Consider the following 11,243-nt stretch of genomic DNA (forward strand, 5'->3'; position numbering starts at 1 on the left):
ATCTCCAGTCGCTTATGTCTGCAGAGGGGACCCCCACATGAACAAGCCTCTCCTGGCCGCGCTCTCCGCCCTGGCGATCGCCGGGCTCGGCGCGACCCCCGCGGTTGCCGCGCCCCAGGCCAAGACGGCCAAGGCGGTGACCGTCGACTTCGCCGGAACCGTCTCGCTCAGCAACTGCTCCGGTTCGGTCATCCGCTTCCCGAACTCCGTGGACAGCGACCCCGCGCTCGTGCTGACCAACGGCCACTGCCTGGAGACCGGCTTCCCGGACCCGGGCGAGGTCATCACCGGCCAGTCCTCCAGCCGTTCCTTCGGCCTGCTGAACTCCGCCGGTTCGAAGGTCGCCACGCTCCGCGCCAACCAGGTCGTCTACTCGACCATGACGGACACGGACGTCACGATCTACCGCACCACCACCACCTACGCGGCGATCAAGAGCTCGTACGGCATCAGCCCGCTCACCATGCAGGACACGCACCCCACCGCCGGCACCGGCATCAAGGTCGTCTCCGGCTACTGGAAGCGGATCTACAGCTGCAACGTGGACGGGTTCGTGTACCGGCTGAAGGAGGGCGACTGGACCTGGAAGGACTCGGTCCGCTACACCTCCGCCTGCAACACCATCGGCGGTACGTCCGGCTCCCCCGTGATCGACACCAGCACCGGCAAGGTCGTCGCCGTCAACAACACGGGCAACGAGGACGGCGAGCGCTGCACCGAGAACAACCCCTGCGAGGTCGACGCCAACGGCAACGTCACCGTCCGCCAGGGCATCAACTACGCCGAGGAGACCTACAACATCCCGGCCTGCTTCACCACCGGCAACAAGCTGAACCTCAGCGCGTCCGGCTGCACCCTGCCCAAGCCGTAACGCCTCACACGGGTGTACGGCGCACCGCCCGGCCCGCCAGTACGTCCGTCCGGCGGCCGTCCTCGATGACGAAACGGCCGTCGATCAGGACGTACGGGATCCCGGTCGGCAGCGTGCGTGGCTCGGCGAAGGTGGCGCCGGGCAACACCGTCTCCGGGTCGAAGAGCACCAGGTCCGCCCGGTATCCCTCACGCACCAGTCCGCGGTCCGGCAGTCGCAGCCGGGCCGCGGGCCGCGCCGTGAGGTGCGCGACGCACTCCTCCAGCGTCAGCACGCCCAACTCCCGCACGTAGTGCCCGAGATAGCGGGGGAAGGTGCCGTAGGCCCGCGGGTGCGGCTTGGCGCCCTGGAGGATGCCGTCGGAGCCGCCGGTGTGGGCGCGGTGCCGCATGATCGTGCGGACGTTCTCCTCGTGGCCGACGTGCTGGAGGATCGTCGTACCGAGCCGGTCCTCGACCAGCAGGCGGCGGGCGGTCGTCCAGCAGCTCTCGCCGCGCAGGTCCGCCGACTCCCGGACCGTACGGCCGACGTGGTCGGCCAGGGCCGGTGAGGTCACGCCGGAGATCTCGACCGTCTCCCACTCCACGGGCATGCCGTGGCAGCCGTCCGCGCCGGTCACCTCCAGGTCGTGCCGGATCCGCTCGGCCGTCGCCGGGTCGGCGAGCCGGTCCAGGATCCGCTCCGGGCCGCCCTCGCTCGCCCAGCTCGGCAGCAGCGCGGCCAGGGTCGTGGAGCCGGGGGTGTAGGGGTAGGTGTCCAGCGTGATGTCCGCGCCGGAATCGAGCGCATCGTCGAGCAGGGCCAGCAGGTCGGGCGCCCGGCCCTTGTTCACGCCGAAGTTCATCGTCGCGTGGGCCAGGTGCAGCGGACAGCCCGCCTCTCGGGTCAGCGCCACCATCTCGGCGTAGGCCTCCAGGGCGCCGGCGCCGTAGGAGCGGTGGTGCGGGCAGTAGTAGCCGCCGTACCGCGCCACCACCCGGCACAGCTCGGTCAGTTCGGCGTCCGCGGCGTACATCCCGGGCGTGTACGTGAGCCCCGAGGACAGGCCGACCGCGCCCTGCTCCAGGCCCTCCGCGACCAGCTGCCGCATCCGCTCCAGCTCGGCGGGCGTGGCGGGCCGGTCCTCCCAGCCGACGGCGAGCGCGCGGACCGTGCCCTGGGGGACGAGATAGGCGGCGTTGACGGCGATGCCCCGGTCCAGCCGGTCGAGATACTCGCCGACCGTCCGCCAGTCCATGTCGAGGTCGTCGCCGTACCCGTTCCAGCCGGTGATCGCCCGCCGGACCTCTTCCAGCGTGCGGTCGTCCACCGGTGCGTACGACAGACCGTCCTGGCCGATGACTTCGAGCGTGACCCCTTGCGCGGCCTTCGCGCTGTGGTCGGGGGCGCGCAGCAGGGCCAGGTCGGAGTGGGCGTGCATGTCGATGAAGCCGGGGGAGAGGACGAGCCCCTCCGCATCCAGTTCGCGCCGCGCCCGGGGCCGCTGACAGCCCGCCGCCGCGGCCTCCTTGACGATCGAGACGATCCGGCCGCCGTCGACCACGACATCGGCGCGGTAGGAGTCCGCACCGCTGCCGTCGACGACGTCCGCGTCACGGATGACCAGCTCCTGCACGGCGCCCCCTAGAAGAAGGTACGGATGTAGTCGACGACCGTCCCGTCCGCCTCGGTCACCGGGATCAGCTGCCACTTGTCGAACGAGGTGCACGGGTGGGACAGGCCGAAGCCGATCCAGTCGCCGACCTCGACGTCCGCCCCGGGGGCGGTGCCCAGCCAGAGGTGCTGGTCGGACAGGGCGGTCACCTCGATGCCGGTCGCCGGGTGTTCGGTGCCGTCCCGGCGTACCATGTGGGCCACGGGGTGGTCGAGGTCGTAGGCGGCGTCCCGCTTGCCCGCGTTGACGAAGGCCTGCTCGGGGGAGGGGCGGGAGACGACCTGCGCCCACAGCCGGAACGCGGGCTCCAGCGCGCCCTCCTCGGGCACCCGGTTGAACGGGGTGAGCCTGCTGTAGTGCACGTCGTCGTGCGAGACGTACGCGCCCGAGCGCAGCAACTTCAGGACGGGCAGCGAGAGTTCGGGGATCTTTGCGAAGACGTCGGCGACCGCGTCGAACCACTCGCTGCCGCCCGCGCTCACCACGATCTCCTCGGCTCCGGCGAACCGCCCCGCCTTGTCGAACTCCGCCGCGAGCGCGACCAGCCGGCCCAGCCAGGCCCGCACCGGCTCGGGGGCGGCGCCGGGCACCTGGGCCTCGTACCCCGCCACGCCCACCAGCCGCAGTGTCTCCACGCCTGCCACCGCGTCCGCGACCGCCCGCGCGTCCGCCTCCGTGCGCACGCCGGTACGGCCGCCCTCGCCCGCGCCCAGCTCGATCACGACGTCCACCGGGCGGGCGGTGCCGCGCAGGGCCGCGTCCATGAGCTCCACCCCGCGCACGGAGTCGACGTAGCAGAGGAAACGGAACTCCGGGTCGGCGGCCAGTTCGGCGGCGATCCACCGCAGGGCCGGGGCATCCACCAGCTCGTTGGCCAGGAACACCCGTCCGATGCCGTACGTCCGGGCCACCCGCACCTGATGCGGCACCGCGAGCGTGATGCCCCAGGCCCCGTGCTCGATCTGGCGCTGGAAGAGCAGGGGTGCCATGGAGGTCTTGCCGTGCGGGGCGAAGGCGAGGCCGTGCCGGTCCGCGTACGTCTCCATGAGCTTCAGGTTGTGCTCCAGGCGCTCGGCGGAGAGCGCGAGCACGGGCGTGGTGAAGCCGTCGGTGAAGAGGTTGCGACGCTGGGCCGCCAGCTCGGCGAGGGTCAGGCCCGTGGCATCCGGCGGGAGCCCCTTGAAGCGGTGGTCGACGCGCTCCTCGGCGAGGCGGGCGAGTGCTTCGGTTCCGGCTTCGCGGGCCATGGGGCCTCCCTGATCTGGTGCGTTGCACCTACTGCAACGTCCATTGCGTATGTCGCTTACTGCTGTCTAACATCTCGGCCAACGTGGGGTCAACGGACTCCCCGCCACCGAGGAGTACGACGATCGTGACCGTCATCGGAGCCCGCAACGCCCCCGACATTGTGGATGTCGTTGCGCTCGGCGAGTCCATGGTCACCTTCCTGCCCACCCGCCCGGGCCGCCTCGCCGACGTCCCCTCCTTCGAGCGGACCATCGGCGGAGCCGAGTCCAACGTGGCCTGCGTGCTGGCGACGGCGGGGCATTCGGCGCGGTGGGTGAGCCGGGTGGGGGCGGACGGCTTCGGGCGGCACCTGGTGGAGCGGATCGCCGGGTACGGCGTCGACACGAGCGCCGTGCGCACCGACGCGACCCGGCCGACGGGCATCTACTTCCGCACGGCGGCCGACCGGGCCACCGACGCACACGAGGTGGCCTACTACCGGGCCGGGTCGGCGGCCTCCGCGATGGCCGTGGACAACGTGGACCTGGCGGCGGTGCGGGCGGGACGCGTGCTGCACCTGTCGGGCATCACACCGGCGCTGTCCGAGGAGTGCCTGCACCTCGTACGGCAACTCGCGAAGCCGGCCGCCGGGCGCCCGCTCATGTCCTTCGACGTCAACTACCGGCCGGGGCTGTGGCATGACCCCGACGGGCCCGAGGTGTTGCTGGAACTGGCCCGCGGGTGCGACCTGGTCTTCGTCGGGACCGACGAAGCGGAAGCGGCCTGGGGTGTCACCGGAGGGCCGGAGACGATCCGCGCGCTGCTGCCCGAGCCACGGGTGCTGGTGGTGAAGGAGGGGGCGCGGGGGGCGACGGTGTTCGAACGCGATCACGGCGGGGAACGGTATCCGCCGGCCGCGGGCAGTCGTGCCGCCTGGGGCGGCACGGGTGGGCGCGGCGGCACCCCGCAAGCGCCGGGCTGCGCGACCCACCCCTGGCCCACACCAGCACCAGGCACCTTCGTCCCCGCCCTCGCCGTGGACGTCGTAGCCACAGTCGGCGCCGGAGACGCCTTCGCCGCCGGCTTCCTCTCCGCCACCCTGCGCGGACTCCCCCTCCGGGACCGGATCAGACACGGCCACCTCACGGCGGCAGCCACCCTCACCGCCCCCGGCGACCTCGCCGCCCCGCCCACCCGGAGCCACGCCGACCGCCTGGCCGCCCTGGACGACGAGGCATGGGGGAGACTTCGACTCGGCCCCGGCTGGACGCAAGCCGAGCAGGCCACGGAGGAGGCGAACACCCCATGAGTCAGACCGTCGACCGCGCCCTGAGCATCCTGCCGCTGCTCGCCGAGGGTCCCGCCGACCTCGGCCAGGTCGCCGACCGGCTCGGCGTCCACAAGTCCACGGCCCTGCGACTCCTGCGCACCCTGCACGAGCACGGTCTGGTCTACCGCCAGTCCGACCAGCGCTACCGGCTCGGCGCCCGCCTCTTCGCCCTCGCCCAGGAGGCGATGGAGAACCTCGACATCCGCGAGATCGCCCACCCCCACCTCGTCCGCCTCAACGAGCAGTGCGGCCACACCGTGCACCTCGCCGTCCACGAGGAGAACGAGGTGCTGTACATCGACAAGGTCGAGAGCCGCTACCCGGTCCGTATGTACTCACGGATCGGCAAACCCGTCGCCATCACGGTCGCCGCCGTCGCCAAACTGCTCCTGGCCGACCTGCCCGAACCCGAGCGCCGCGCCCTCGCGGACAAGCTCGACTACCCCCTGTACACGGCCCGTTCCACCCCCAACGCCGCAGCGTTCCTGCGGGAGTTGGAGCAGGTGCGCGAACAGGGCTGGGCCACCGACCTCGGCGGCCACGAGGAGTCCATCAACTGCGTCGCGGCCCCCGTCCGCGGCGCCGACGGCCGGGTGGTCGCCGCGATGTCGGTCTCCGCGCCGAACGTCGTCGTCACCGCCGACGAACTCCTCACCCTGCTCCCGCAGGTGCGCCGTACCGCGGACGCGATCAGCGGCGAGTACTCCGGACGAACACCGGTGAAGGGCACCCCCGCATGACCGAGACGCCAGTGAAGGGCACCCGCACATGACCGAGAAGACCGCGCTCACCCCGAAGACCCACACCGCCCCGCCCGCGAAGTTCTCCCACGGCGTGAAGAAGGGCAACATCCTCCAGGTCGCCGGCCAGGTCGGCTTCCTGCCCGCCGAGGAGGGCAAGCCCCCGACGCCGGCCGGTCCCACCCTGCGCGAGCAGACCCTCCAGACCCTCGCCAACGTCAAGGCGATCCTCGAAGAGGGCGGCGCGAGCTGGGACGACGCGATGATGATCCGCGTCTACCTCACCGACGTCGACCACTTCGCCGAGATGAACGCCCTCTACAACACCTACTTCGAGGAGCAGGGCCTCACCCAGCCGCCCGCCGCCCGGACCACGGTCTACGTCGGTCTCCCGGCCGGCCTCCTCATCGAGATCGACGCCCTCGCCGTCCTGAACTGACGGCACATCCGCTCTCTCCCGCACGTCCCGCACGGCACGGCGCCCACCCCGGGTGCCGTGCCGCGCCCCACCCTGCCCGAAAGCACGATGCATTTACGAAGAGGACCCCCGTATGTCCTTCCCGCTCGCCGCAACCGCCCCCGCCCCCGCAGCCCCACCCCACACCGGAGGCCTGCTCCTCCTCGTCGACGGCACCACAGGGCTGCTCACCGTCGCCGCCGTCGGCATAGCCCTGCTGCTCTTCCTGATCATCAAGGTCCGGCTCCAGCCCTTCGTCGCCCTCCTCGCCGTCTCCATCACCGTCGGCCTGCTCGCCGGCCTCTCGGTCACCGAACTCTTCGGCACCGTCCAGCGCTCCGACGCCGTCTCCACCATCGAGACCGGCATGGGCGGCATCCTCGGCCACGTCGCGATCATCGTCGCGCTCGGCACGATGCTCGGCGCGATCCTCGAAGTCAGCGGCGGAGCAGAGGTGTTGGCGTCCCGGCTGCTCGGCCTCTTCGGGGAGCGGCGAGCCCCCCTCGCCATGGGCCTGACCGGCCTCATCTTCGGCATCCCGGTCTTCTTCGACGTCGGCATCTTCGTCCTCGCGCCGATCGTCTACGCGGCCGCCAAGCGGTCCGGCAAGTCGATCCTGCTGTACTGCCTGCCGCTGCTCGCGGGCCTGTCGATGACCCACGCCTTCCTGCCGCCGCACCCCGGCCCGGTCGCCGCCGCCGGACTGCTGCACGTCCAGCTCGGCTGGGTCATCCTCATGGGCATCGTCTGCGGCATCCCCGCCGTCCTGGCCGCCTGGGCGTTCTCCGCATGGATCGGCAAGCGGATCTTCGTCGCCGTACCGCAGGACATGGTCGAGGCCGCCGCGGAGGCCAGGCTCGCCGTGATCGACGAGCAGCGCGAGAGCGGGGTCGAACCGCAGGAGAAGCCGGTGCCGCTCGGCACGGTCCTCGCCATCATCGGTACGCCCCTGATCCTCATCCTCGCCGCCACCTTCTCCTCGATCGCCCTCGACTCCTCCACCGGCCGCTCGGTGATCGAGTTCTTCGGCAGCCCGTTCGTCGCCCTCACCCTCGCCCTGCTGCTCGCCTACTACCTGCTCGGCATCCGGCGCGGCTGGTCCCGCAAGTCCCTGGAGACCGTGTCGACCTCGTCCCTCAAGCCCGTCGGCAACATCCTGCTGGTGGTCGGCGCGGGCGGGGTCTTCGGCGCGGTACTCAAGGCCAGCGGGGTCGCCCAGGCCCTCTCCGACACCTTCCACGGCGTCGGCCTGCCGGTGATCGTGCTGTCGTACCTGATCTCGCTGGTGCTGCGCGTCGCCCAGGGCTCGGCCACGGTCGCGATCGTGACCACCGCCGGCATCGTGGCGCCCCTGCTCGCGGAGGGCCACCACTCCCAGGCCTTCGTCGCCCTCGTCATCATGGCCATCTCCGCCGGCTCGATCTTCGCCTCGCACGTCAACGACGGCGGCTTCTGGATGGTCGCCAAGTACTTCGGCATCAGCGAGCGGGACACGCTGCGGACCTGGACGGTGCTGGAGTCGGTGCTGTCGGTGGCGGGGTTCGCGGTGGCGGGGGTGGTGAGCGTGTTCCTGTAGGCAGTATGGAGGCGTGACCTCCTCCGAGACCTCCACCGCCCAGCCGGCCGACCTCCAGGCCGAGCTGACAGCCGAACGTGACGCCGTACTCGCCGAGTTGGCACAGCTGTCCGCCGGTGACCCGAATGCCGCCGCGCTGTGCGGGTACGCCGGCGAGCTCAGCCACCGGCTGTACCTGCTGCGGCGGGACGACGGCCGCGACGAGGAACTCGACCTGGGTGTCGAGGCGTTCGAGCACGCCTTCCGCAGCCCCGGGAACGATCCGCTGTGGGCGTCCTGGCGGATCCGGTTCGGGCATCTGCGGGGTGTGCAGTACGAGGCTGACGGCGACCGGCAACTGCTGGAGCAGGCATGGCAGTTGCTGGTCGAGGGCGACGAGGGGCTGCCCGGCGACGATCCCGACTTCGCGTGGGAGCGACAGTCGGGGCGGCATGTGCTCGCCCTCTGCGCCAAGCTGCGCTTCCTCGCCGAACCCGGCTCCGCCGAGCTGCTCGCCGAGGCCCAGCGCCGGCACGAGGACGCCCTGGAGTGCACCGAGCCGGGCAGCGAGGAGGAGGCCGAGCTGCGGGCCGGGGCCGGCTACCTGCTCCTGCAACGGGCCCTGTGGCTCGGCGACCTCGACGCCGCCGACGCCTCGGCCCGCCACTACCGCACCCTCCTCGACACCGCCCCGCCCGCCGAAGTCCCCCACCTGCGCTACAGCATGGGCCTCGCCTCCATGGTGCACGGCCGCGCACGGGCCGACCGCGAGCGCCTGGAGGAGGCCCGGGACGCCTTCGACACCGCCCTCACCGAGGTCCGCCGGGCGGGCGGCCCCGAACCCGACTGGGCGTTCGAGGCCGAGGCCAACGCCATCTTCGTACGCGCCCTGATCTGGTCCACCTGGCAGGACCTCGGCCACTGCCTGGCCGCCGAGGTCGAGGTGCGCCGCCTGCTGGAGCGGCCCGGCGCCGAGGAGCGGCTGCTGCCGCAGTACCTGGACGTGTTCGGACGGCTGCTGTACGAGCGGGCCGCGGACCGCGACGACGCCGAGGGCCGGGACCGCGGCATCGCCCTGCTGCGCCGGGCCCTCGACACCTGGGACCCGGACCGCGACGGCGACATCACCGCCACCGCACTGTTCCTCGCCCTCTTCCAGCAGGCCCGCCACCACGACGACCCCGACCCCGCCCGCGCCCAGGACGTCCTGCGGTGCACCGCCCTCGTCCTCGACGCCGAAGACGACCTGCACGACCTCGCGCAGACCGCCCGCATGCTCGACGGCTGGGCCCGCTTCACCCTCGCCGACCACGGCGTCCTGCCCCAGACCGACGGCCGCCCCGAAGGACTCGACCTCGAGCAGCTGCGGCAGAGCATGGGAGCCCTCCTGGAGGACTTCAGCGAGGGCCGGGCCTTCGTCGACTTCGGGGAGGAGGAGTTCCTGCGCGGCATGGGCCGGGACCTGGCCGGAGAACGCCGCCGCATCCAGGGCTTCGAACAGGCCCTCGCCCAGCTGCGCTCCCTCGAACCGGGCAGCCCCGCCCGGGCCGAACTCGCCGCCCTGATGCTGTGCAACCTCACCATCCTGGACCCGGGAGGCACCTACGTCACCGCGGAGCACCGGCGGGAGCTGACCGAGGCGGTGCTCCAGCGGGCGGAGCAGGACCCGTCCTGGCGGGGCCGGGCGCACGCCGCCACCGGTATCGCCCGGCTGTACGAGGAGATGAGCGGCGGCTCCACCGCGGGGCTCGACCAGGTGCTCGCCGACCTCGATCGGGCGGAGGCCGGCGGCGGCCTCGGCGGCGAGGAACACGGCTACGGCCTCTCCCTCGCCCGGTTCGTGGCCCAGAGCCACCGCGGCCAGACCGGTGGCGCCGACGACGACCTGGAGGCCGGCGCCGCGACCTGGCGGCGGCTGCGCTCCGACCCCGCCCTGCCCGGCCATCTGCGCCGCCTGATGGACCTCCAGCAGGCGGGCCTCGACGCGCACGCCGCCGTCCGGCGCGGCGATCTGGCCGAGGCCGACCGGCACATCGCCGCGCTCACCGAGGGCCATGCCGCGCTCGGCGACGAGGACCCCTCCCGCATCGAGATCCTCACCCTCCTGGAGAACTCCCGGGCCGGCCGCGACAACCTTGCCCAGCACCTCGGGGTACCCCCGCTGCCCCCGCTCGCGGCCCGCCCCAGCGCCGCCGAACTGCGCCGCCAGGCACGTCGGCTGCCCCGCGACCACCGCGCCTGGGTGCTCGGCGACACCGGCATGACCCGCTTCGTGCGCGCCGCCACCCAGCAGGACGGGCCCGGCATCGTGGCGGCCATCGGCCTGCTCCGGGAGGCCCACGAGCTGTGCGAACCGGGCAGCGACAGCCGCCTGCGCTACGCCAACGGCCTGGGCATCGCCCACTGCGCGCTGTCCGAGATGGAGATCGACCGGGTGCGCCGCCGGGAACGCCTGGCCAAGGGCATCACCCTGCTGGAGGGCGCCTTCGCGGAGACCGGCGGCCCCGAACACCGCCTCTACGCCGACACCGGCCTCGCTCTCGCCCGAGCCCTGCGCACCCGCGACGACCTGCACCGCCGCGACCGGGCCTGCGCCCGCGCCACGGGCCTGGAATCCCTGCGCGGCCACGCCTGGGCCGCGCTGCTCCAGTCCGGCACCGACCACGCGACGGTCGCCGCCGCGCAGGCCACCCGGGCCGCGCTGGAGGTGGCAGGCTGGTGCCTGAAGGACGACCGCCCCGAGGAGGCCCTCCAGGCCCTGGACGCCTGCCGGGGCCTGGTCCTGCACGCGGCCCTCACCTCCGCGACCGTCCCCGACCTGCTCACCGCCACCGGCCACGGGGACCTGGCGGACGCGTGGCAGGCCGCCGGCGCCGACGCGACCGAACAGCCGACCGACCCCCTCACTGCCGCCCAGGCCCCCCTCACCGTCCCCAGCACCCTGCGCCGCCGCGTCCTGGCCGCCCTCACCGGCACCCACCAGGCCCGGCTCCTCGATCCGCCCACCCCCGCCGAGATCGCCGAGGCCCTGCGCACCCTCACCAAGGACGCCCTGGTCTACCTGGTCCCGGCCACCGACGACACCCCCGGCACCGCCCTGGTCGTCACATCGAAGAGCACGGTCCACGCCATCCCCCTGCCGACCCTCACCGAAAACGCGGCCCCCCTGAGGGAGTACGGCCCCGGGGAGGGCCTGTCCCGTGCGGGAGGCCCGGACCTGGGGGGTTCACCGACGGCACACGACCAGGGCGACGGCGTCTCCGAGGACGTGGGTCGTTCTGTTCCGGGGGGTACGTCGGCACACGGCCCGGGCGGCGGGCTGTCCGAGGACGTGGGCCGCTCTGTCCTGGGGGACACGTCGGCCTGCGGCCCGGGCGGTGGCGTGTCCGAGGATGTGGGTGGTTCTGTT

8 protein-coding genes are annotated in these 11,243 nt (G+C 72.7%); 6 read left to right on the plus strand and 2 right to left on the minus strand.

Annotated elements, in window-relative coordinates; translation table 11 throughout:
• Nucleotides 1–37: 37 nt before the first annotated feature.
• Nucleotides 38–871 carry a trypsin-like serine peptidase gene (locus AQI88_RS23195; RefSeq protein WP_067002573.1) on the plus strand — a complete coding sequence of 278 codons (834 nt, stop codon included), beginning with the start codon at nt 38–40 and terminating at the stop codon, nt 869–871.
• Nucleotides 872–875: 4 nt separating this feature from the next.
• Here the strand turns inward: AQI88_RS23195 and AQI88_RS23200 are convergent, their stop codons facing one another.
• A complete protein-coding gene (locus tag AQI88_RS23200) occupies nt 876–2,486 on the minus strand; it encodes an N-acyl-D-amino-acid deacylase family protein (protein WP_067002575.1) in 1,611 nt (536 codons plus the stop codon).
• Between the two features lie 8 nt (nt 2,487–2,494).
• The gene (locus tag AQI88_RS23205; RefSeq protein WP_067002577.1) at nt 2,495–3,772 is read right to left on the minus strand and encodes an alanine racemase; all 1,278 of its coding nucleotides are present in this window, start codon (nt 3,770–3,772) and stop codon (nt 2,495–2,497) included.
• Nucleotides 3,773–3,897: 125 nt separating this feature from the next.
• Between AQI88_RS23205 and AQI88_RS23210 the strand changes: the two genes are divergently transcribed.
• From AQI88_RS23210 to AQI88_RS23230, 5 genes are all read left to right on the plus strand, one after another.
• Complete coding sequence (locus AQI88_RS23210) at nt 3,898–5,061, plus strand: sugar kinase (protein ID WP_067002578.1); 1,164 nt, start codon at nt 3,898–3,900, stop codon at nt 5,059–5,061.
• The gene (locus AQI88_RS23215; protein WP_067002580.1) at nt 5,058–5,822 is read left to right on the plus strand and encodes an IclR family transcriptional regulator; all 765 of its coding nucleotides are present in this window, start codon (nt 5,058–5,060) and stop codon (nt 5,820–5,822) included. Before AQI88_RS23210 ends, AQI88_RS23215 begins: the two co-directional genes overlap by 4 nt.
• Nucleotides 5,823–5,850: 28 nt before the next feature.
• Nucleotides 5,851–6,261 carry a RidA family protein gene (locus AQI88_RS23220; RefSeq protein WP_067002582.1) on the plus strand — a complete coding sequence of 137 codons (411 nt, stop codon included), beginning with the start codon at nt 5,851–5,853 and terminating at the stop codon, nt 6,259–6,261.
• A gap of 112 nt (nt 6,262–6,373) precedes the next feature.
• The gene (locus tag AQI88_RS23225; protein ID WP_067002584.1) at nt 6,374–7,855 is read left to right on the plus strand and encodes a GntP family permease; all 1,482 of its coding nucleotides are present in this window, start codon (nt 6,374–6,376) and stop codon (nt 7,853–7,855) included.
• A gap of 13 nt (nt 7,856–7,868) precedes the next feature.
• Nucleotides 7,869–11,243, plus strand: a 3,375-nt coding sequence (locus AQI88_RS23230; RefSeq protein WP_067002586.1) for a hypothetical protein, incomplete at its 3' end; no start/stop codon positions are given.

Origin of the sequence: Streptomyces cellostaticus, from assembly GCF_001513965.1 — a bacterium.
Lineage (GTDB): Bacteria > Actinomycetota > Actinomycetes > Streptomycetales > Streptomycetaceae > Streptomyces > Streptomyces cellostaticus.

Coding starts and splice junctions, on each gene's coding strand:
- AQI88_RS23220 (WP_067002582.1), top strand. CDS start 5,851: ATGACCGAGAAGACCGCGCTCACCCCGAAGACCCACACCGCCCCGCCC.
- AQI88_RS23225 (WP_067002584.1), top strand. CDS start 6,374: ATGTCCTTCCCGCTCGCCGCAACCGCCCCCGCCCCCGCAGCCCCACCC.
- AQI88_RS23215 (WP_067002580.1), top strand. CDS start 5,058: ATGAGTCAGACCGTCGACCGCGCCCTGAGCATCCTGCCGCTGCTCGCC.
- AQI88_RS23205 (WP_067002577.1), bottom strand. CDS start 3,772: ATGGCCCGCGAAGCCGGAACCGAAGCACTCGCCCGCCTCGCCGAGGAG.
- AQI88_RS23195 (WP_067002573.1), top strand. CDS start 38: ATGAACAAGCCTCTCCTGGCCGCGCTCTCCGCCCTGGCGATCGCCGGG.